Raw genomic sequence first — 19,582 nt, 5'->3', positions numbered from 1 at the left:
CCGATCATCCGGGCGACCTGGTATTCCATCAGGGTCATTCGAGCCCGGGTGTTTATGCTCGCTCGTTCCTGGAAGGCCGCCTGAGCGAAGAGCAGCTCGATCTGTTCCGCATGGAAGTAGCCGGCAAGGGGCGGGGCCTGTCCTCGTACCCCCACCCCTGGCTGATGCCTGATTACTGGCAGGTGCCGACGGTGTCGATGGGCCTGGGTCCCATCCAGGCCATCTACCAGGCCCAGTTCTGGAAGTATCTGGAGCATCGCGGCCTGGTGCCCAAGAGCGATCGCAAGGTGTGGTGCTTCCTCGGCGACGGCGAGACGGACGAACCCGAGTCGCTGGGGGCGATCTCGCTGGCCGGACGTGAGGGCCTGGACAACCTGGTCTTTGTGATCAACTGCAATTTGCAGCGCCTGGACGGGCCTGTGCGCGGCAACGGCAAGATTATCCAGGAACTGGAAGGCGTCTTCCGCGGCGCTGGCTGGAACGCCATCAAGCTTATCTGGGGCAGCTATTGGGACCCGCTCCTCGCGCGCGACTCCAAGGGCGTGTTGCGCAAGTTGATGATGGAGACCGTCGATGGCGAGTATCAGGCTTGCAAGGCGTTTGGCGGCAAGTACACGCGCGAGCACTTCTTCAACAAGTATCCGGAAACCGCTGCGCTCGTTGCGAACCTGTCCGACGACGACATCTGGCGCCTGAACCGCGGCGGTCACGATCCGCATAAGGTCTACGCGGCCTACCATGCGGCCGTGAACACCAAGGGGATGCCGACGGTCATCCTGGCCAAGACGGTCAAGGGCTACGGCATGGGAGCGGCCGGTGAGTCGCAAAATCCGACGCACCAGCAGAAAAAGCTCGATGCCGAGGCCGTGCGCCATTTTCGCGACCGTTTCAATATTCCAGTCACCGACGACAAACTGGCTGATGTGCCGTATTACCACCCCGGCAAGGATTCGCCGGAGGTGCAGTACATGCTCGAGCGTCGCAGGCAGCTTGGGGGCGCGTTACCGCAGCGTCGCCGTCATGCCGAGGCCAAGCTCAAGGCGCCGGATCTGGCCGCCTTCGAGCAGATCACCAAGGGCACGGGCGACCGCGAAATCTCCACCACCATGGCGCTGGTGCGCGGCATGAACCTGATGCTGCGCGACAAGCAGATCGGCGAGCGTATCGTACCGATCGTGGCCGATGAGGCTCGTACGTTCGGCATGGAGGGCATGTTCCGCCAGATCGGCATCTATGCGCCGTTCGGTCAGAAATATCGCCCGCAGGACGCTGATCAATTGCTGTATTACCGCGAGGACCAGAAGGGTCAGGTGCTCCAGCAGGGTATTTCCGAAGCCGGTGGTATGGCTTCGTGGATGGCTGCGGCCACCAGCTACAGCATCAGCAACCAGGCGATGCTGCCATTCTTCATCTACTACTCCATGTTTGGATTCCAGCGCATTGGCGACCTGGCCTGGGCTGCTGGTGACATGCGCGCTCGTGGCTTCCTCATCGGCGGCACCGCCGGTCGCAGCACGCTCAATGGTGAAGGTCTGCAGCACGAGGACGGTCATTCGCACCTGCTTTCCGGTGCCATCCCGAACGTCAAGTCCTACGACCCCACGTTCTCCTACGAAGTGGCTGTCATCATGCAGGATGGTACGCGCCGCATGCTCGAAGAGCAGGAAGACGTGTACTACTACATCACCGTGATGAACGAGAACTACGCGCATCCGGATCTGCCGCAAGGTGTCGAGGAAGGCATCATCAAGGGCATGTATTTGTTCAAGGATGCCGGCAAGGCGAAGAAGGGCGAGCCGCGCGTGCAGTTGCTTGGTTCAGGCACGATCCTGCGTGAAGTGATCGCTGCCGCCGAACTGCTGGAGAAGGATTTCGGTGTCAGTGCCGATATCTGGTCGGTGCCGAGTTTCAGCGAGGTCCGTCGCGACGGTTTCGACGCCGAGCGCTGGAACCGATTGCATCCGGAGTCTGAGCAGCGTGTGCCTTATGTCACCGGATTGCTGCAAGGTCACCAAGGCCCGGCGATTGCTGCCACTGACTACGTTCGCGAGTACGCGGACCAGATTCGTGCCTTCATGCCCGATGGCATGCGCTATACCGTGCTTGGCACGGATGGTTACGGCCGATCCGATACCCGCGAACACCTGCGTGGCTTCTTCGAAGTGGATCGCTACTGGATTGCCCACGCGGCCCTGGCGGCGCTGGCCAAGGAGGGCAAGGTCAATGCCAAGGATGTTGCTCGGGCCATCAAGACCTACAAGCTGGATTCGGAAAAGCCCAATCCGCTGTCCGTCTGATATATGATTCAGTGTAAGAAAAGCCCGCCGAAAGGCGGGCTTTTTCATGGACACGATGCGGCCTGGGAGCTGCGCAAGGACTGGGGTTATGACCACGCAAGATCCGTTTAAATTCGCATTTGACGACAGCACGCAGCCAACCGGCACGAACGCTGACAGTGCGGCGCGCCCGGCATCGGCTGGGCCAGCACCACCTCCATCTTCATCCAACGATCCGGTGCGTTATCACGCGTTGGCGATTCGTAACGGTGCATGTCCCCAGTGCAAGCGGCAGGGAGCGCCGGTCGATCTTCATGAAACGCACTGGATATGGTCGGCCCTGGTGATCACCCGTTACGGACGAAAGACAAGGCTGTGCTGTCGTGATTGCGGCCGCTCGAACTATCTCAAGGCACTCGGCAGCAGTACGCTGCTAGGCTGGTGGGGTTTTCCCTTTGGTTTGCTGATCACGCCCTACAAGATCGTGATGAACCTGGTCGGTTATTTGCGCAAGGACAGTGGCTCACCATCGCCGCAGCTTACGCAATGGGTGCGTGAGCGCTTGGCCGGTCAGTAGCTTGGGATCCTTGCTGGGGCTCGAACCTGCCAGATGCTATAGCAAACTCAATATCGTTATGGCGCCACGAGTGGGTTAACGATGACCGGCAAAGTGTCCCGATGAATGCGTCGCGACATTGACAGCTAATACAAAAAAGCCCGCCGGATGGCGGGCTCCCGTGGCGCTGCAATCAAAGCCACGCTCAATCCTCATCGTCACCGCGCAAGAGGTGGCGCAGCAGGAAGAATGCACCCACCGTGCCGGCAACAATCGCGACAGTCGCGGTCGGATGGCGCTTGACCTGGCGGCGCAGGCGCCGGTACTGGTAATTGGCTTCATCAGCCATGTCTTCAGCGGCATGGGCGATGCGCCGACTGTACTGACCATTCTTCTGACCGAAGCGGCGACGAAACTGGCGGCCTCGCTCTGCGAGCGTGCCGGCGTGATCGGCAGCTTCGTCGGCGTAATGACGCACGCGTTCACTTACGCGCTCGCCCACGCCGTTAATGGTGTCCTGGATATCACGCTGTCTGCTCATGACGGTCTCCCTTGCGGTCTCGACCTCAAAAACTGCCAGTGCAGCCGTGAGCGGCGTGTAAACGGTCGCGCAAGGCACTCGTCATGCCGGGCGTGTTGTTCAGGAATCAGCCGTTTGCTGCCTGTCGGCGCCCAGGGCCTGAAGCAGGCGTCGGGTCGGTTTTGGGGACGCGAGGCGATGAATTACTGAACGACTCCTCGCGATCAAAGACTGAGCTGCTGGCCGCATAGAGCGATTCGTACGAAGTAAGTTTGAGGCGTAGCCATTGGCGTAGCCGGGGGCCGAATACGTCGTGCACCTTGCTGGCCGCAGGCCTCGGTTGCCCGCTCAACGCAGCCTGTTTCCAGGGTTCGAGTTCGGGGTAGCTGATGGTCTGCTGGCAGGCGTCATCTATCTTGGCGTCCGACTCCAGCTGCAGAAACTCACAGAGGCGCTCCCATTCGGCGGCTGGGTCACGCGTCAGGTCCTCCAGAAACAGGAAGTGATGTTGCGGCAAGCCGATGCGCGATCGATGGATTTCGGCAGCACGGTTCCAGCGGCTCACCCACAACGCCAGATCTCCACCGAAGGCGTTGCCGGCGTCGTAGCGCATGTTTGCGTCCAGCAGGGACGCAAGCACATCCATACCTGGCCGAATGACGTGAACAAAACGGGCTTCCGGCAGGTGCTGCTCGATATCGTCCAGGTAAAGCAGGTGAGCGGGGGTCTTTTCCAGCCACATCGACCGCCCGGCCTTTTGCGTGGCCTCGTCCAGCATGCCGAAGAAGCGGCAGATGCAGGTTTGTTCCCGCCAAGGGGCATGTGGGCGGGGGGACAGGTCGCCCTGGATGCAGCGTTGCAGTTCAAGGAATTCACGCCGAGCGTAGCGTCTGGCCAGCCCGAGCCGTCTAGCCAAGCGGCGCCTGGGTGCCTGGGCTTCCTTGTCGCCCCAGCGATAGGCCGCTCCGCCCAGCAGCCGTTCAAAGAAGTTGGTTTCCGGCAAGGTGTATATATCGGGGTGCCTGGCCAGCATGGCCTGCACGACCGTTGTGCCCGAACGCGGGCAACCTACGATGAAAGTTCGACGCATGCGCTGCGTTTGCCCCCTTTTCGTCATGACACGGCCGATCGGGCGTTGGCTTCACGAAAGGAACGCGTCAGGTTCGCGAAAGGTTGACAGGTTTTTAGATCGAACTCGTCACAGGTCGGCATCGAGGCTGGATGAGCCTGATGCCAAGTAAGCGCATGCGGTAGAGAGAGGGTTAACCAACGTGATAAGCACCACCCTTTTCCAGTGCGCGCTGATAAGCGGGCCTGCCATGGATGCGCGTCAGGAAATCGGCCAGCCTCGGATAACGGGCCGGCGTTAGCCCGGCGCGCCCCGATGCGGCCTCCAGCGGGAAACTCATCTGGATGTCCGCGGCGGTGAAAGATTCGCCAGCAAACCAGGGGGTCTTGGTCAGCTCGCTCTCCAGGTAATCGAGATGCAGTTTGATCTGTGGGTCGACAAAACTATCCTGAACCTTGGTCGCCACACCCTTGAGCACTGGTTTGACGAAGAACGGCGCCGGTGTGGTTGCTACGCGCTGGAACACCAATTTGAGCAGCAGGGGAGGCATGGCCGAACCTTCCGCGTAATGCAGCCAGTAGGTACAACGCAGCCGTTCCGGCGTTCCTGCTGCTGGCAAGAGGCGCCCGCCGCCATGATGACCGGCGAGGTATTCAATAATGGCGCCGGATTCGGCCAGCACCAGATCGCCGTCCGTAATGACCGGCGACTTGCCCAAGGGGTGGATTTGCCGGAGCTCTGGGGGCGCCAGCATCGTCTTGCGATCGCGTTCATAGCGCTTTATGTCGTAAGGCAGCGCGAGTTCTTCCAGCAACCACAGGATGCGCTGGGAGCGCGAGTTATTCAGATGATGGACGGTGATCATGTGCGCCTTGTCCGTAAAATTTTCGCGGTACGGCCTATGAGTGTAGGAAGCATGCTTATGCGGCGGAAGCTGTATAGCACGAACATGCGTAAGAAGTATGGTCGTCAAACTAAGCGACGTTGAGCTTTCGACCGGCATGTCGTGGTAGGGCGCCTACAAATCTGCGTGACGTATATCTACCTTTGAACCGCGGCGAATGGATAACCTTGCTGCCGCTTCTGATGAATGAAGCGATACATATTTCAAAAGGATGCTTGAATGATAAGGAAATTGGCTTTTATCGCCCTGTGCGTTTATGGCGGCAGCGCCATGGCTGGCGCCCCCGTTCATGGACGTGTTTTGGAACAGCCAGCGGTTTCGGGCCCAAGCTTGGCTTCGGCTCAGTTCATATCTGGCACATTTGAAGGCAAGCAGAACCGCAAGTTGCCCAGTGAAGGTCGAATCATCGATTTCACTGGGCCCTTCAGCACGGATGTGGTTCATATGAAGCGTCTTGACGACGACGTGGTGGAATTTAACGTTCGTTCCGAGCTGGCTCCCGATGGAAATGTGCGACGCATCCTCGGCCTTACAATAAATATCTTGAAAAGCGAGGGCATGGCGCCTGCAGTGCAATCCATTCATGCCAGTATGATTGCGAGAAGGGGAAGCACGTTGATTTCAACTGAGACCATGACGGACGTGATGTCGGACATCGTTTTCGATGAGTCGAATAACACGTTCTCTGGTACGTTGAGTGGTCGCGGTACGAAAACGTCAATCGACAACGCGACGTTCTCGTTCTCGCTCGCGGAGCAGTAAGCGGCCGTAGCACGAAATCAGGGGCCCGGCCTGCGGTCGAGCCCCTGATTAATCACGTGGCTTTCTTCAGCGAGGCAATGTCGATCACGAAGCGATAGCGCATGTTACTCCTTAGCATGCGTTTATAAGCGTCGCTGGTGTCCTGGATGTCAATCATCTCAAATCGGTGACGAGGCGGTGTCGCCGCAGTAGTCGAGTATTTCCGGCGTTACTGCGCCTGCGCCAGATAGCCTCCGGCGGTAGGCAAACCCAGCAGATGGCCCGAGCGATCAAGTGGCTTGAGCGTGCCGTTGCTGCACTATCGCTTCAACACAGTCACGGCGATGAGTTCGTTGCCGTACCAAAAGCTGCCGTGCTTGCAGGAAATCAGGCGTTTGTTCTTGACCGAGCAATGCGATGCCACCCCGCAGCCTATCGCGTCGGTTACGAAAGTCTGTTGCAGTTCAGTCCCGAATGCAGCCGCTTTCATGCTGCGCCGCCCGAGCGGTGTAAGGCCGTAGCCTGCACCCGAATGACCACTTCCATGAGGGGTCTTTCCGAACCTCCCTGAAGTCGCTCCTGCAAAATCGCCGAAGTCGCCGTTACAACGTTGCTTCGGCTGTTCGCGCGGTCTCGGGTTCCGATTGCAAGCGCTGGCGCCTACGCAGCGTGGGGAACAGGAACATCCACAGGCCTACGACGAGCAGGGTACCCACGCCGCCGATCAGCGTGGCGTTGATGGCGCCCAGCCAAGCGGCAAGCATGCCTGATTCAAATTCACCCAGCTGATTGGACGTGTTGATGAAGATGGCATTGACCGCATTGACGCGGCCACGCATATCATCGGGCGTATCCAGTTGTACCAGCGAGCCGCGAATGACCACGCTGACCATGTCGAAAGCGCCTAGTGCGAACAAGGCTGCCAATGACAGCCACAGTGTGCGCGATACGGCGAAAACCAGCGTCGCCAGACCGAAGCCGGCGACGGCCGCGAACATGGTGATACCCACGCGACGTTGCATGCTGTGGCTTGCCAGCCAGATCGACATAAGTAGCGCGCCAATGGCCGGCGCCGCCCGCAGCAGGCCCATGCCCCAGGGGCCCGTGTGCAGGATGTCCTTGGCGAAGATCGGCAACAGCGCGGTGGCGCCGCCAAGCAACACGGCGAACAGATCCAGCGAGATGACGCCCAGCACATCCGGGCGTCGACGGATGAAATCCACGCCGGCAAAGACGGTTCGCAGCGTGGCCGGTTCGCGGCGCGGCGGAGCCTGCTCATAGCGCAGCATGGCCATCATTACCACGGCAACCGCATAGAGCACGGCGGCTAGCAGGTACACCGCGCCGGGGCCTGCCACATACAGCAGTCCTCCCAGCGCAGGCCCCAGGATGGTCGCCGCCTGTCCGGCCGAGCTACTGGCGGCCATCGCGCGAGGCAGGATGGGTGCAGGTACGAGGCCGGGCAGCATGGATTGCAGCGCGGGGAATTCGAAGGCTTTGGCTACGCCGATCATGAAGATCAATATCAGGATGCCTGCCTCGTGTACGGCGTGGGTCAGGCTCAGCTCTGCGAGTACGGCGATCGCCAGCAGCTCGACGATCAGGCCGTAGCGTACGATGCGGCGGCGCTCGAACTGGTCGGCGACGTGTCCGGCGGGGAGTGCCAGCAGAAATGACGGCACGAACTGGACCAGGCCGATCAGCCCGAGGTCAAAGGCCCGCCCGGTCACTTCATAAATCTGCCAGCCAACGGCGACTGATAACATCTGGAAGCCGAAACTCGATGCGACACGCGCGAACCAGAACTGAATGAAGGCTGGATGCTTGAAAAGGGAGTCCGCAGGGGGCGGCGCGGAAGCAGGCATGGAGGATCCTTCTGTAGGCGTTCGATTATCCGCCTGTTGTGCGATGCCGGCAAAGTTGCCTTCACGCATGCCTGCCATGGCATTGACCCGCATTTTTCTGCGATGAGTTCACGATCGTCTTGGGTTCAATAAGCCAAGCGGAGTGAACCATGGGCAAGTTCGCCGAACATGTATATACCGACCAAGGCCGCATTCATCGGCTGGAGGCGCTGGTCAATGAGTTACCGACCAATGGGCACGTCGTCCTGCAACTACGCGATGGATCGGCCTGCGATGGCGTGATTTGTGAGCGACCCAGTGTGCAGATATTCCATGATGGGCAACATCGTGAGGGGCTTAATGGCGTCGTGCGGCTGGAGCGCCCGGATGTGCCGACCTGGTCGCGCTCTATCTGGCTCGACGACATCTGTCATGTGGAGCATCTTGATTCCACGCTGGGCGGGGAAAGCTGACCGGTAATGAATGTATGCGTTTGACTTTGGTTCTTGGATGACATTCAGGTCGCCAAGATTTTGCGCACGCTCCCACCATGAAAAAATCGATCTGCAGCCTGACTGCAGATCGATTCGCCAGAGAATTCGCCTTCAAGAGTGTTCTTGCGCAAGTGAGGCGTAATGGAGGGGTCGTGGTTGCCTTTCCTTGGGTTCCAGTCCGAAAAACATCCGTAGCCAACCGATGCGGCGAATGATTTCGTGTCCCACGGCGCAGCCAAGTACGGTGCCAAGCAAGATCAGTGTGGGCTCGGCAATCGGCCCTAATCCCATGTGCAGCACTGGCCAGGCCAGGCCCAGCATGATGCTCTGGTGCAGTATGTACCAAGGAAACACAGCTTCACGGGTGTAGGGCAGCCAACGAAAGGGCCGGTTGAGATGGGCGCGTCCCCAACCAAGCACTGCCATCAGCGCCGTCCACATGTACAAGTATTGGGTAAACTGGATCAACGGCACGCCGATGGCGATGTCCAATGGCGTAGGCGCATGGCCGATCAGCGTATCGGCGAAGCGATCCAGCCCAATATACACAGTGAACGACGCCAGTGCCGTCGTCAGTGATATGTGACGCAAGCGCGTCAGCTCATCCCATAGACGCGAGCTCGTGCCTAGCAGGTAGCCATAGAGAAATATCGTCCCGTAAAGCGCATGAGCGAACCAGTCACCCATCAGCGCGTGGGTCATCGGGTAATGATCGGCCAATTGTCCGATCAGCCATAGCGGCAGCGACGGCAGCACCAGCAGGGCGGCGCCGCGCAATCCTTCCAGGCGCTCGCGTACCCGGCGCACCGGCGCCGATTCGAGTAGAGGCATGATGAGCAGCAGGATCAGGGTGTAATTCCACAGGTAGGCCAAGTACCACAGGTGGTTCCAGGTCACGCCGTAGTTCCAGCCGGAAAAGGCATGCGCCGGCCAGGGGCCGCCGGTCCAGTAGCGCAACAGGAACTGCCCGAAGCCCGGTTGTACCAGCCCTGTGCCCAGGCCCTCGACATAGGGCTGGATTGGCACCACCACGGCCATGCCGAAAAGCAACGGCAGCAACAACCGGACCGTGCGCTTCCAGGCCAAGCGCGGGAGCGAGGTGCGTTTGCGCAGGAAATGCACCGCCAGGCCCGAGATCAGGAACAGCAGCTCCATGCGCCAGCGGTTGAGGAAGATCATCGGGTATTGCAACCAATGCGCGGCGTGTGTGCTCTTGAGGTGGAAATCCCAATGGGCGACATAGAGCATGCCCAGGTGATAGAGGATCAGCAGGCCGAAGGCCAAAACGCGCAACGCGTCGATATCGTGGCGCCGGGTCGGGTTGTCCATGAGGTCGCTCCGGTGGAAAGGTGGAGCGATACTCGACGGGGCCGTCCAGGTTGTCTCGCCGCAAGTGATTGATTGACCTGGCCTGGGGACGAACGGAGGGGTGGCGGTGACGAACCGGGGTGGCTTTTGGCCCCGGGCTGGCGGCGCCCGACCCGATACACTTCTCGCCATGCCTGCCGCCCCATCATTCGACTATCGCTCCTTCGCCCGCTGGCGCCGGTCTTTCGAGATTGGCTTCTGGGTGGCTTTCTTCGTGCTCAACGCCACATTCAACAGCATCACCTCGGCCATGGACCACCCTGGGCTGGCGGCCTGGGAGCCGTGGTCCTGGGAGTGGACCAGTGCCCTGGTCATGCTGGCCCTGATTCCGGGCGTGCTGGTTGGCCAGCGCCGATGGCCGGTGCTGTTCGAAACCTGGCGTACCAGCCTGCCCTGGTTGCTGGGAGGCAGCGTGGTCTTCAGCCTGCTGCATGTGGGCGGTATGGTGATGCTGCGTACCTGGATCTACACCGCGATGGGCCGGCACTACGACTTCGGCCCCTGGTACATCTGGGGCTACGAATACCTCAAGGACATCCGTTCGTATGCCGGTATCGTAGCCCTGATGGGCCTCTATACCCTCTGGCGTACCCGCTTCCAGGGCGAGGCGCGCGTGCTGGCCGAACCGGATGAAGGGCCGCCGGTCGAGCCGGTTGAACGCCCCGAGCGCTTCCTGGTGCGCAAGCTGGGCAAGGAATTCCTGATCAACGCGCGGGAAATCGAGTGGCTGCAAGCCTCGGGCAACTACGTGAACCTGCATGTTCGTGGACGTGACTATCCCTTGCGGGCGACCATGGCCGGCATTGAGGAAAAACTCGATCCGTCGCGTTTTGTGCGCGTGCAGCGTAGCTATGCCGTCAACCTCGACTACGTGGCCGAGATCGAACCCCTGGAAAACGGCGACGCACGATTGACCATGCACGGCGGCATGAAGATTCCGTGCAGCCGCCGCTATCGCGCACAATTGCGTGAGCGCTTCGGTGAAGCGCCGCGGCCGGAGGTTGCACGAGGCTGATGGGCCGGCCACTCTAGGCGCCTGTCCTGAAGCGAGGTTGCCGCCATGAATGTGATTTGCCGTCCCTTGATTGTCGTGCTTGTGGCCGCCGCGCTCGCCGCCGGGTGCTCACAGCAGGACGACGAACAGGCCGCAGCCAAACAGCAGGCGGCAGCCGATGCTGCGCAGCAAAAGGCCGATCAGGCGCGCAAGCTGGACAACTACCGCCAATTGGCCAAGCAGGGCAACGACGAAATGACGGTCTTGCAGGGCGAAGACATCGTGCAGCGTTATCCCGGTACGGATGCCGCCAAGGAAGTGCAGCAATCATTGCCCGCCGTGGAGCAGCGTCTTAAGGACACCAAGGAAAAGGCGCGTTTGCAGGCACTTTGGTATTACCAGGTAGCGCCGATGCAAGGCGGCACGCAATCCACCGCGACGATCTATTCAACCTTGCCCGCCGGCAATGATCGCGTACGCCTCGTGCTGCGCCGGCACACCGAGTGGGGACAGAATGCTTTTCTGTACGGCAACGGGCACGGTTTCGTCTGCAAGGGTAACTGCACCATCAATGCCAAGGTGGATGGCAAGCCCGTGGGTATCAAGGGCTTTGCGCCGACCACCGGCGAACCGGCCATCATGATTCGCGATGACAAGGCATTCATTGCGCTTGTCGAGAAGGCCAAGCGTATCACCCTCGATGTCACCACGAAGGATGACGAGAAGCACGAGACCCTGGTCTATGAGGTGGGTGGTTTCGATCCTTCGAAGTGGCAGCCCTTGAGCAAGGGTAAAAAGTAACCGCCGTGCACCGTATCGCTCCGTGGCCGTTTGCGTTGCTCGTCCACTCCGGGAGTCATTGCCATGAAGTACGTGCGCTCATGCATTATCGTGTTCATTGCGGCAGCCTTGGCCGCCTGTGCGACGGGGCCTGAAAAACCCAACCAACGCCTGCTCGACTACCAGGCCGCCGCGGGTGCCCCGGTCAACAGCTTCCGGTTCTTCAACCTGTGGTCCTGGGAGGCGCTCGATCGCAGCCATCTGGCCGTCTATACCCGCGGCCAGGAAGCTTACCTGCTCACCGTCGATGGCGGCGGTGGCTGCCAGAACCTGGAATGGGCCAATGCCATCGGCCTGACCTCGCGCATGCATGAAGTCAACGCGCGCCTGGACAAGGTGCTGGTCGGCGGCCCCGGCCCCTGCTTCATCATGGAAATCCGCCCCGTTGACGTAGGCAAGCTGCGCGCGGAAGAGAAACTACAGAAACAGCGCAAGATCGAAGAAAAGGAGCGTGACGCGGGAGCGTGAAGAATTGTCTGGAGTTGGGGCGGGGGCGCGAAAACCTGCCACCGAGGCGAGGCTTCATGCTGGCGACGCCGCTTCGGCGGCGTTCAAGATTTTTCACCCGCCTGCAGGCCTTCGATTTCCCGTCTCTGGCGTAGCGCATCTGCCTTGAATGGCAAGTCACTGCATGCCGATGGCAAAGCGCGGCGCGACACAAGCGTCAATCTTGGCCCTGGTGGCAGGTTTTCGCGCTCCCGCCATCCATCTCCCATCCACGGGCTTCACCATCCATGCGCTAAAGCCCCCTGGCGCGCCTTACTGCAAAAACAGCTTCTCAGCGATGCGCGCCAGCGGCTTTTCGATGGCGTTCTGCACGCGGGCGGGCAGATCCAGTGGCTTGAGCAGCATCTTGACGGTCATTTCCGCGGGGATATTCTTGCGTAGCAGATCCTGAGCGCGGCCCGTCACTTGGCGATACTTGGCCTTGTCCTCGACATGCTGGGGATAGCACTGGTTGAAGACGTGGCGAAGGGCGATGTCGCTGTCTTCGCTCTTGATCTCGTTGACCCGGCGCAACACCGCGCGGAACACCTTGTAGCGACCGAAGCCTTCCTTCTCGCGATAACGGCGGAAGTGCTGGTAGAAGTTCTTGTAATGGCGAACTTCATCGCTCTTGATATGGTTGGTCAACTGCTTGAGCACCGGCTCATCGGTAATGTCATTAAGTGCGCGGTAAAGGCTGGCCGTGCCGGTTTCCACCACACAGCGCGCGGCCAGTTCCAGCCCGCGACTGGCTTCGAGCTGCTCGGATGTGCAGACCGCGCCGTATTCATCCCAGAATGCCTTGAAGCCTTTGTCCCAGTCGAACTCTGGCCATACCTTGCGCACGTAGGCAGCCAGTGCGCGACCATGTTGCAGCTCCTCATGCTCCCAGTGCTGGCTGAGCCAAGTCTGCAATTCCGTATCGCCAGCGAAGTGATCCACCAGGTTGTGTGTATACAGGTCCGAACCGCTTTCCACGAACGATGCGCTGCAAAGCAAAAAGAACAGGTCTTCGTTGTGACGGATGCGCTCGATATCGATGCTGTCGAGGTCGAGGCTCTCCAGGGTCCATGGCAACGATGTGGTGTAACTCACGGTGATTCCTGTTCGGGGGCGGCGCCAAGTATGAGCTTGGCATGACTGTATTGTGACAAGAGAATACGACGGCTTCGACCCCAAGGGGATTAACGTTTGTTCATGCAGGTACCCCGGCCGCCCTGGCGGGCCGGGTCCGACAGGACGGGCGTGGGAAATTACGCTCGAAAAGACGCCGCCCGCAGGAGGCGGGCGGCGTGATCCGAGGGGCTCAGCGCACGACGGTGACCGGGACGTGTGATCGGGCCAGGATGTCATCCGATACGGAGCCGACCAGCCAGCGGGCGAGGGCGCCCCGTTCAGTGTGGCCGATCACGATGTGATCGATGTTGTGGGCATGGACCTGGCCGATCAGCACGTCACCGGGGCTGCCATGCAACACCTCCAGGTCTACCAGCGTGTCGGCGTCAGCGGCCAGGGATTGCAACTCCGCCTTGAGCTCGACCACGCGCTGGCTGGATGTATCGGTCATGACCAGGGAGGTAGTGTCCGCACCGCCCTCGACGACTTGAAGCGCTGACACGACACGCAAACGACCCTTGGTCAGGCGCGCCAGTTCGACGGCAAAACGAAATGCCTGTTGCGATGAATGGGAACCGTCATAACCGACGAGCGAATACTTGAACATGTTGATGTTGTCTCCGATGAAGCCACTTGCAGTCGGTCAGACAACTATTTTTAGTCTTCTACTTCGTGGCACCGACGCTCGATATGCGTGTGCTTGGCTTGCTGGTTTTCCTGTACTTTCTTGCCCGCATAGCCGCCCGCCACTGCGCCACCGACCGTGGCGAGTGTCTTGCCTTTACCGCCGCCGATCTGGTGCCCCAACAAGCCGCCGCCCACGGCACCGATGGCCATGCCGGCAATCTGGTGCTGATCCTTGGGCTGGTCCTGCACCTCGACGTTGTGGCAAACCTCATGCGAGGCATGCGCCGCCATCGGTCCGGCGGCCAGAGCCAGGGAAAGACTTGCCGCGAAAATCTTCAGGGTCTTGGTGTTCATCGCTATACCTCCATCAGCTTTCTGTGTTTCGTTGGAGGGTGAGTCTGCTCGGTAGTTTGTTACGGTGGGATCAAAATCGCAGGAGACTGCGTTTTCTCCACATCGCCATCACCTTCTTCAGGTTGAGCTATATGCACTGAACATGGCCGTCCGGCTCGATGCTCGCAATGAGGCCGACGGTTCCCCCGGGTAAGAGCGACATGAAGGAGAGCTTCACATGAGCAAGCGTCATTTGGGTCTGGCTGCACTGCTGCTGTTTTCGGTTACGGGATTGAGCGCGCTGCCGGTGGCACCTGCCCACGCAGCCGATGCGTCGGTGGACTGCGACCTGCGCTTCTCGCTGAAGGGTTGGTCCATCATCTACAAGCACGCCGAGGGCCAGGGCACGGTGGTATGCAATAACGGCCAACGCGCCAACGTCAAGATTTCCGTCGTGGGCGGTGGCCTGACCGCCGGCAAGTACCGTATCGATGATGGCAAGGGTGCCATCTCACACGTGCGCAGCGTGGACGACGTGTTTGGCGACTATGCCCAGGCCGGCGCCGAGGCTGGCGTGGTCAAGAGTGGCCAGGCGCAGGTGCTGACCAAGGGCACCACCTCGCTGGCGCTGTCGGGCACCGGCGAGGGCGTCAACCTGGGTATCTCGGTGGGCAAGTTCTCGATTGAACGTGTTCACTGATAAGCGGTATTCACCGCTTGCGTTGCAAAGGGCGCCTTTCGGCGCCCTTTGCTTTTGAGCGTACACTTGCCCAGTTCCCCACCCCGGAGTAACCCATGCATCGCAAAGTCCTGCTTTTCCTGCTCTCACTTTTTATCGGCGCTGCCGCCCCAGCATTCGCGACAGATGCCCCGACTGCCAACATGCCCCAGGTCGGCCAGGTTGCCCCGGATTTTCGCTTGCAGGACCAGAACGGCCATTGGCAGACACCGGCCGATCATAAGGGTCGCTGGCTGGTGATGTACTTCTATCCGAAGGATTTCACCGTAGGATGCACCACGCAGGTCTGCACCTTCCGCGATGACATCGCCAAGCTGCGCAAGGCCGGTGCTGACGTCGTGGGTGTGAGCCTGGATAACGTCAAGTCGCATCAGGAGTTCGCCGAGAAGTACCACGTGCCGTTCCCGTTGCTGTCCGATGCCGACAGTAAAGTGGCTTCCACCTATGGCGTGCTGACCTCGATGGGCGGCGTGCACTATGCCAAGCGCACCACCTTCCTGATCGACCCCCATGGCAAGATTGCCAAGGTCTACGTCGATGTGGACCCGGAGAAGAATTCCTCGCAGGTACTGAGTGATCTGGCTGCTCTGAAGGCCTCGACCTGATGGCAGTTCTAAAAGTGCGAAGTGATGCGGCCAGTCCGCGTCGCTTCGCGATCTGGAGCCTGGCACTCTGGGTGTTGCTGCTGCTGGCCGGCTATGCTGGCCTGCAGTACATGCAACATGGCGAATTCGTTTATCTGGCAGCCACTTTCGTGGTCATCGTGATCTGCGTTGCTGCAATCATGCGCCATGAGTGGGCTCGTTCCGCCATGCGTGCGACCACCGTTGTGCTGGCCCTGTATGCGCTGGTGAGCGGCGTCGCAATCCTCGTGCACTGGGGAGATTTCGACAAGGCCCGACAGGCTGCGCTGGCTCAGCCGCAAACCGCTGACCTTGCCTTGTTCATGATCGAGCGTACCCGGCGGACCTTCCAGGTGGTGCTCGGGTTGAAGGCCATCGCGATACCCTTGCTGTTGTGGCTTGGCTGGGTGCTTGGCCAGCCACCGGTGCGATCACAGTTTCATCGGCGCGACATGCGATTCAGCAAGCGTTGATCCTGATCCCGGTATCGCTGCGGCTGCCCAGTTCATCTCGCGAGACTTCATGCGCCGCTTTACTCTCTTGCTGCCGCTGTGCTTCGTCGCCGTGACTGCCCATGGCAGTGATCTGGCGGCTACGTGCCATGCCAGCAGCAGCTACGACCTGACCATCCAGCCCCAGGGGCTGCTATTTGACCGTCCCCAGCCTGCCCCTTATCGGGTCGTCTTGCAGGACGGTTCGCTCACGACGGACGGCCGGACGGTCGCCCTGCGCCCCGACGAGCAAGACCGTCTGGCCTTGTTCGAACGCCAGTTGCGCGCGCTCGAACCACGAGCCAAGGCTATTGCGCGGCAAGGGGTGGACCTGTTGGCCCGAGCTGTCCACGATGAAGCGACACAGCTGGGGTTGAGTGCCCAGACCCAGGTGGAACTCGACCGCCGCCTTGATACGCGCGCCCAGGAGCTGAAGCAGCGCATCACACGCAGCGAAAGTACCCATGACTGGCAAGGGGACATGGCCGATCGCTATGCCAATCAGATCGCCAGCGACATCATGCCGCTACTGGCCAACGACCTCGGACAACAGGCCGTCGCCGCCGCCATGAGCGGCGACCTGCAAGGGGCGGCGAGCCTGCGGGATCGCGCCTCGGACCTGGCCACGGGGCTGCGGCCACGGCTTGAACGGCGCATGCAGGCCTTGAGCCCCCAGATTCAAGCGCTCTGCCCGGACGTTCAGCGTCTGGCCGAATTGCAGGAGGGGATTCAGGCGGCCGATGGTCGACCGTTGAATCTTCTGCACATTGGGCAGTAGAAACGCTGGCTGAGTGAACGCTTCACAACGGTTAGGGGTTAATCCTGGGGTAAGTGCCCCGGCAGGACGATGTGGGCGTCTTCCCATCGTCATGTATCGCCAAGGAGGCGATGACCGTGTCCCAGCCCGTAGCTCTCTATAACGCCCTGATCCGTCGTGGTATCGACGACCGTGCGTTGTACAGGCGTGCGTTGATCCAGGTGCGTGAACCGGGATTGCGCGTGTTGCTGGAGGAAAACGCCCAGACCCTTGATGCGCTCATTGCCGACCTGCAGCAGCAGGTTCTCGATCAGGGTGCGCGTGCCGCTGACCATGGCACGATGATGGGAGCGGCGCGTGGCTGGTTTCTCGATGTTACCGTCAGCCGCGCCGGTGATGCGCATAGGGACACCGCCTGGGTGCGTTGCCTGGCGCGCTGTGAATGCGCCTTGCTGGATTGCTTCGAGCGCCATGCAGGCGCGGCGGCCAACGACGATTCGGCTCGTGTGCTGCGGCGTCAACTGTGCCGGCTACACCGTATCCACTTGGATATGCACTGCTTGGCAGGGACGACGCACGGGTCATGCTGATACGGCATCTTGAATGAGAGCGTAGATCAGAGCGTTGATCGTCGTGCTTTCACATCTTGAATGAGAACACTTCTTGCGCTTTTTCGCTGACACGCATTGCCTGATTTCGCCTACATCGGTCAGCGATGTGGGCGGAGTGAGCTTTGGTGTATCCGTCATTAAAATATGAATCGTAGTGACGGAGAGTAACGCCAGGGATGGCCCCCGTGGATGTGGGAAGTCGTAAGACGCGCTTCTTTTTCACTCATGGGGCTTATAGCGTTCGGGTTTCACGGCGAGCATTGATGCTCGCCATTTTTTTGATACTGGTATCGGCAACTTCTCCGATGGCTGCAGCCACGTATCGCGTGGGAGCCCGGGTTTTGTCGTCGGGCGATGATGTGGCCCGAGTCGTAGCGATGTTGGGGCGGCCCGATCGTATTTCTCGAGGGCGTCATGCTGGCGGATATCATTCACGCTTTGATGAGAAGCGCCGCCACCGCGGTAAGCGTGATAGGCGGTTGATTCGTAGCGATGCAGCGCAGTTCTGGCATTACGCGGCCACGCCCGCGCGCGGCAAGGCCGTTGTGATCATCATTGCGCACGGCAAGGTCATCGACATCCGCCCCTCCCGCACCCTGTAGATACCGTCTCGCGCCCATCTAAGCAAGCGCGATATTGGGATCAAACGGCTTGCCGGATCGGATGACGCCCCAGGCGATGTGAAGGAGTTTTCGCATGGAAGCGACGATGGCAACGAGGCGAGGTTTGCCCTGGTCGAGCAAGCGCTGGCAGAAGCGACTGATGGCAGGGTTGTGTGTTTTGGCGACGACGGCGGCCATGTAGAGCTTAGCGCGCACGATGGGCTGGCCAAGCTTGGAGATGCCGGCGCGGCCCTGAGTCTTGCCCGATTGGCGAAGGGCTGGAGCCAATTCATTCGCGATGTCATCTGCGATGCAGTCGCAGATTGGGGGTTTTAAAACCTCCAGGCCGCGACGATGCCGCAACTTGCATCGCGAATGAATTCGCTCCCACGGCGTGATGCAGTGTGCGATTCAGTCGCAGATGGGAAAGAGGCTCCAAACCTGCAAGTCGCGATCACGGCGAGGCGATTCGTAACGTCAAGGTGGCCTCAGGCTTCAAGGGCTCAAAGCCATGTTCCGGCCACAGGAATCGGGCACCCTTACGCCGGGCTTACACACCGTAGCCTTTGCCGGCGGCAGCTTGAAAGCCGGAGCTTGACGTAACGCCTCGTAGGCGCTTGGCTATGCGTATCGCAGGTTTTCGCGACCGATAGACCTTTACGTTCACGGGGGATCCATGGCAAACCGTTCCGGCGATGCAGCACACGTCTTGAAGGGCCTGTTGAGGCGCAGGGATGGCGAGGGGCATGGCCGGGTCACGAATATCGAGTTGTTCTTCGATCTGGTCTTCGTCTATGCCGTGACCCAGCTGTCGCATACCTTGCTGGGAGACCTCAGCATGGTGGGCGCAGCCGAGGTGCTGCTGCTGTTCCTGGCGGTGTGGTGGGTGTGGATCTTTACCGGCTGGATCACCAACTGGCTCGATCCCGAGCGCCTGGCCGTGCGCATCATGCTATTGGCGCTGATGCTCGCCGGATTGCTACTTTCTACCGCGCTACCAGAGGCATTCGCCGAACATGGTCTGATGTTCGCGCTAGCCTTTGTCTTCATGCAGGTGGGGCGAACCTTGTTCATGCTCTGGGCCATGCGGGGAAGCCCGCTTGCCAGTGTACGCAACTTCCAGCGAATCGCGACATGGTTGTGTGTGTCGGGAGTGTGGTGGCTGGCGGGTGGCTGGCTTGAAGGGCAGGCCCGTTGGCTGTGCTGGATCATCGCACTAGCCATCGAATACGCCGGTCCGGCGTCATCGTTCTATGTGCCGGGCCTTGGGCGCTCCACGACGACTGACTGGGATGTGCAGGGCGGACATTTTGCCGAGCGATGCAGCTTGTTCGTGCTGATCGCCCTGGGTGAGTCGATCGTGGCCACGGGTTCCTCGTTTGCTGAGACAACGCGTGAGGGAGCGCACTGGGCCGCGTTGATTGCGGCATTCCTGGGGTGCGTGGCGATGTGGTGGGTATATTTCGACCTCGGAGCCGAACGCGGCAGCCGATCCATCGCGGCGTCGGCCGACCCCGGTCGCTTTGCCCGCCTCGCCTACACGTACCTGCATCTGCTAATCGTGGCAGGCATCATCGTCAGTGCCGTTGGC

23 protein-coding genes are annotated in these 19,582 nt (G+C 60.4%); 14 read left to right on the top strand and 9 right to left on the bottom strand.

Going from position 1 to position 19,582, the window contains the following annotated elements; translation table 11 throughout:
• On the top strand, positions 1 to 2,297 hold a 2,297-nt coding region (gene aceE, locus VF436_RS02140), incomplete at its 5' end, for a pyruvate dehydrogenase (acetyl-transferring), homodimeric type (protein ID WP_330902329.1).
• 88 nt (positions 2,298 to 2,385) lie between these two features.
• A complete protein-coding gene (locus tag VF436_RS02135; RefSeq protein ID WP_330902328.1) occupies positions 2,386 to 2,853 on the top strand; it encodes a hypothetical protein in 468 nt (155 codons plus the stop codon).
• A gap of 184 nt (positions 2,854 to 3,037) precedes the next feature.
• On the opposite strand, the gene VF436_RS02130 is transcribed toward VF436_RS02135, so the two are convergent.
• The 3 genes from VF436_RS02130 to VF436_RS02120 all read right to left on the bottom strand — a co-directional run bounded on the left by VF436_RS02130 (position 3,038) and on the right by VF436_RS02120 (position 5,286).
• A complete protein-coding gene (locus VF436_RS02130) occupies positions 3,038 to 3,373 on the bottom strand; it encodes a hypothetical protein (RefSeq protein ID WP_330902327.1) in 336 nt (111 codons plus the stop codon).
• Positions 3,374 to 3,479: 106 nt separating this feature from the next.
• Positions 3,480 to 4,442 carry a sulfotransferase gene (locus VF436_RS02125; RefSeq protein WP_330902326.1) on the bottom strand — a complete coding sequence of 321 codons (963 nt, stop codon included), beginning with the start codon at positions 4,440 to 4,442 and terminating at the stop codon, positions 3,480 to 3,482.
• 172 nt (positions 4,443 to 4,614) lie between these two features.
• Positions 4,615 to 5,286 (bottom strand): glutathione S-transferase, encoded by a 672-nt coding sequence (locus tag VF436_RS02120; RefSeq protein WP_330902325.1) that lies wholly within the window; start codon positions 5,284 to 5,286, stop codon positions 4,615 to 4,617.
• A gap of 258 nt (positions 5,287 to 5,544) precedes the next feature.
• On the opposite strand from VF436_RS02120, the gene VF436_RS02115 reads away from it, so the two are divergent.
• Positions 5,545 to 6,087, top strand: a complete 543-nt coding sequence (locus tag VF436_RS02115) for a hypothetical protein (protein ID WP_330902324.1) — start codon at positions 5,545 to 5,547, stop codon at positions 6,085 to 6,087.
• A gap of 581 nt (positions 6,088 to 6,668) precedes the next feature.
• Here the strand turns inward: VF436_RS02115 and VF436_RS02110 are convergent.
• Complete coding sequence (locus tag VF436_RS02110) at positions 6,669 to 7,931, bottom strand: MFS transporter (protein ID WP_330902323.1); 1,263 nt, start codon at positions 7,929 to 7,931, stop codon at positions 6,669 to 6,671.
• 149 nt (positions 7,932 to 8,080) lie between these two features.
• On the opposite strand from VF436_RS02110, the gene VF436_RS02105 reads away from it, so the two are divergent.
• Positions 8,081 to 8,383, top strand: a complete 303-nt coding sequence (locus VF436_RS02105) for a DUF3247 family protein (RefSeq protein ID WP_330902322.1) — start codon at positions 8,081 to 8,083, stop codon at positions 8,381 to 8,383.
• Positions 8,384 to 8,515: 132 nt separating this feature from the next.
• Here the strand turns inward: VF436_RS02105 and VF436_RS02100 are convergent, their stop codons facing one another.
• Positions 8,516 to 9,733: an acyltransferase gene (locus VF436_RS02100; RefSeq protein WP_330902321.1), complete on the bottom strand. Its 1,218-nt coding sequence runs from the start codon at positions 9,731 to 9,733 to the stop codon at positions 8,516 to 8,518.
• 169 nt (positions 9,734 to 9,902) lie between these two features.
• On the opposite strand from VF436_RS02100, the gene VF436_RS02095 reads away from it, so the two are divergent.
• The 3 genes from VF436_RS02095 to VF436_RS02085 all read left to right on the top strand — a co-directional run bounded on the left by VF436_RS02095 (position 9,903) and on the right by VF436_RS02085 (position 12,074).
• Positions 9,903 to 10,787 (top strand): LytTR family DNA-binding domain-containing protein, encoded by an 885-nt coding sequence (locus VF436_RS02095; protein ID WP_330902319.1) that lies wholly within the window; start codon positions 9,903 to 9,905, stop codon positions 10,785 to 10,787.
• 45 nt (positions 10,788 to 10,832) lie between these two features.
• Positions 10,833 to 11,567, top strand: coding sequence for a hypothetical protein (locus VF436_RS02090; protein ID WP_330902318.1), 735 nt, complete (start codon positions 10,833 to 10,835; stop codon positions 11,565 to 11,567).
• 63 nt (positions 11,568 to 11,630) lie between these two features.
• Positions 11,631 to 12,074 carry a DUF6491 family protein gene (locus VF436_RS02085; protein ID WP_330902317.1) on the top strand — a complete coding sequence of 148 codons (444 nt, stop codon included), beginning with the start codon at positions 11,631 to 11,633 and terminating at the stop codon, positions 12,072 to 12,074.
• A 291-nt stretch (positions 12,075 to 12,365) separates the two neighbouring features.
• On the opposite strand, the gene VF436_RS02080 is transcribed toward VF436_RS02085, so the two are convergent.
• From VF436_RS02080 to VF436_RS02070, 3 genes are all read right to left on the bottom strand, one after another.
• Positions 12,366 to 13,187 (bottom strand): ferritin-like domain-containing protein, encoded by an 822-nt coding sequence (locus tag VF436_RS02080; protein WP_330902316.1) that lies wholly within the window; start codon positions 13,185 to 13,187, stop codon positions 12,366 to 12,368.
• Between the two features lie 211 nt (positions 13,188 to 13,398).
• The gene (locus tag VF436_RS02075; protein ID WP_330902315.1) at positions 13,399 to 13,815 is read right to left on the bottom strand and encodes a universal stress protein; all 417 of its coding nucleotides are present in this window, start codon (positions 13,813 to 13,815) and stop codon (positions 13,399 to 13,401) included.
• Between the two features lie 50 nt (positions 13,816 to 13,865).
• Positions 13,866 to 14,189 carry a glycine zipper 2TM domain-containing protein gene (locus VF436_RS02070; protein ID WP_414649800.1) on the bottom strand — a complete coding sequence of 108 codons (324 nt, stop codon included), beginning with the start codon at positions 14,187 to 14,189 and terminating at the stop codon, positions 13,866 to 13,868.
• Between the two features lie 217 nt (positions 14,190 to 14,406).
• On the opposite strand from VF436_RS02070, the gene VF436_RS02065 reads away from it, so the two are divergent.
• The 6 genes from VF436_RS02065 to VF436_RS02040 all read left to right on the top strand — a co-directional run bounded on the left by VF436_RS02065 (position 14,407) and on the right by VF436_RS02040 (position 17,991).
• Entirely contained in the window at positions 14,407 to 14,868 is a 462-nt protein-coding gene (locus VF436_RS02065) for a hypothetical protein (RefSeq protein WP_330902314.1), read from the top strand.
• Between the two features lie 95 nt (positions 14,869 to 14,963).
• Positions 14,964 to 15,512 (top strand): peroxiredoxin, encoded by a 549-nt coding sequence (locus tag VF436_RS02060; RefSeq protein WP_330902313.1) that lies wholly within the window; start codon positions 14,964 to 14,966, stop codon positions 15,510 to 15,512.
• Positions 15,512 to 16,003 carry a hypothetical protein gene (locus VF436_RS02055; RefSeq protein ID WP_330902312.1) on the top strand — a complete coding sequence of 164 codons (492 nt, stop codon included), beginning with the start codon at positions 15,512 to 15,514 and terminating at the stop codon, positions 16,001 to 16,003. The genes VF436_RS02060 and VF436_RS02055 overlap by 1 nt, the downstream gene beginning before the upstream one ends.
• Positions 16,004 to 16,052: 49 nt before the next feature.
• Positions 16,053 to 16,799, top strand: a complete 747-nt coding sequence (locus VF436_RS02050) for a DUF2884 family protein (protein WP_330902311.1) — start codon at positions 16,053 to 16,055, stop codon at positions 16,797 to 16,799.
• Positions 16,800 to 16,915: 116 nt separating this feature from the next.
• A complete protein-coding gene (locus tag VF436_RS02045; protein WP_414649799.1) occupies positions 16,916 to 17,368 on the top strand; it encodes a hypothetical protein in 453 nt (150 codons plus the stop codon).
• A 206-nt stretch (positions 17,369 to 17,574) separates the two neighbouring features.
• A complete protein-coding gene (locus VF436_RS02040) occupies positions 17,575 to 17,991 on the top strand; it encodes a hypothetical protein (protein ID WP_330902309.1) in 417 nt (138 codons plus the stop codon).
• 18 nt (positions 17,992 to 18,009) lie between these two features.
• Here VF436_RS02040 and VF436_RS02035 read toward each other — a convergent pair whose 3' ends face one another.
• Positions 18,010 to 18,354: a transposase gene (locus VF436_RS02035; protein ID WP_330902308.1), complete on the bottom strand. Its 345-nt coding sequence runs from the start codon at positions 18,352 to 18,354 to the stop codon at positions 18,010 to 18,012.
• A 313-nt stretch (positions 18,355 to 18,667) separates the two neighbouring features.
• Here VF436_RS02035 and VF436_RS02030 point away from each other — a divergent pair.
• Positions 18,668 to 19,582: low temperature requirement protein A (locus VF436_RS02030; RefSeq protein WP_330902307.1), on the top strand; the 915-nt coding region annotated here is incomplete at its 3' end.

It is taken from the genome of Dyella sp., from assembly GCF_036384435.1.
Classification (GTDB): Bacteria; Pseudomonadota; Gammaproteobacteria; order Xanthomonadales; family Rhodanobacteraceae; genus GSA-30.
This window is presented reverse-complemented; position numbering and strand designations above follow the sequence as displayed.

Excerpts from the sequence above, each read along its gene's own strand:
- VF436_RS02135 (WP_330902328.1), top strand. The coding sequence starts at position 2,386 with ATGACCACGCAAGATCCGTTTAAATTCGCATTTGACGACAGCACGCAG.
- VF436_RS02130 (WP_330902327.1), bottom strand. The coding sequence starts at position 3,373 with ATGAGCAGACAGCGTGATATCCAGGACACCATTAACGGCGTGGGCGAG.
- VF436_RS02125 (WP_330902326.1), bottom strand. The coding sequence starts at position 4,442 with ATGCGTCGAACTTTCATCGTAGGTTGCCCGCGTTCGGGCACAACGGTC.
- VF436_RS02120 (WP_330902325.1), bottom strand. The coding sequence starts at position 5,286 with ATGATCACCGTCCATCATCTGAATAACTCGCGCTCCCAGCGCATCCTG.
- VF436_RS02115 (WP_330902324.1), top strand. The coding sequence starts at position 5,545 with ATGATAAGGAAATTGGCTTTTATCGCCCTGTGCGTTTATGGCGGCAGC.
- VF436_RS02110 (WP_330902323.1), bottom strand. The coding sequence starts at position 7,931 with ATGCCTGCTTCCGCGCCGCCCCCTGCGGACTCCCTTTTCAAGCATCCA.
- VF436_RS02105 (WP_330902322.1), top strand. The coding sequence starts at position 8,081 with ATGGGCAAGTTCGCCGAACATGTATATACCGACCAAGGCCGCATTCAT.
- VF436_RS02100 (WP_330902321.1), bottom strand. The coding sequence starts at position 9,733 with ATGGACAACCCGACCCGGCGCCACGATATCGACGCGTTGCGCGTTTTG.
- VF436_RS02095 (WP_330902319.1), top strand. The coding sequence starts at position 9,903 with ATGCCTGCCGCCCCATCATTCGACTATCGCTCCTTCGCCCGCTGGCGC.
- VF436_RS02090 (WP_330902318.1), top strand. The coding sequence starts at position 10,833 with ATGAATGTGATTTGCCGTCCCTTGATTGTCGTGCTTGTGGCCGCCGCG.
- VF436_RS02085 (WP_330902317.1), top strand. The coding sequence starts at position 11,631 with ATGAAGTACGTGCGCTCATGCATTATCGTGTTCATTGCGGCAGCCTTG.
- VF436_RS02075 (WP_330902315.1), bottom strand. The coding sequence starts at position 13,815 with ATGTTCAAGTATTCGCTCGTCGGTTATGACGGTTCCCATTCATCGCAA.
- VF436_RS02070 (WP_414649800.1), bottom strand. The coding sequence starts at position 14,189 with ATGAACACCAAGACCCTGAAGATTTTCGCGGCAAGTCTTTCCCTGGCT.
- VF436_RS02065 (WP_330902314.1), top strand. The coding sequence starts at position 14,407 with ATGAGCAAGCGTCATTTGGGTCTGGCTGCACTGCTGCTGTTTTCGGTT.
- VF436_RS02060 (WP_330902313.1), top strand. The coding sequence starts at position 14,964 with ATGCATCGCAAAGTCCTGCTTTTCCTGCTCTCACTTTTTATCGGCGCT.
- VF436_RS02055 (WP_330902312.1), top strand. The coding sequence starts at position 15,512 with ATGGCAGTTCTAAAAGTGCGAAGTGATGCGGCCAGTCCGCGTCGCTTC.
- VF436_RS02050 (WP_330902311.1), top strand. The coding sequence starts at position 16,053 with ATGCGCCGCTTTACTCTCTTGCTGCCGCTGTGCTTCGTCGCCGTGACT.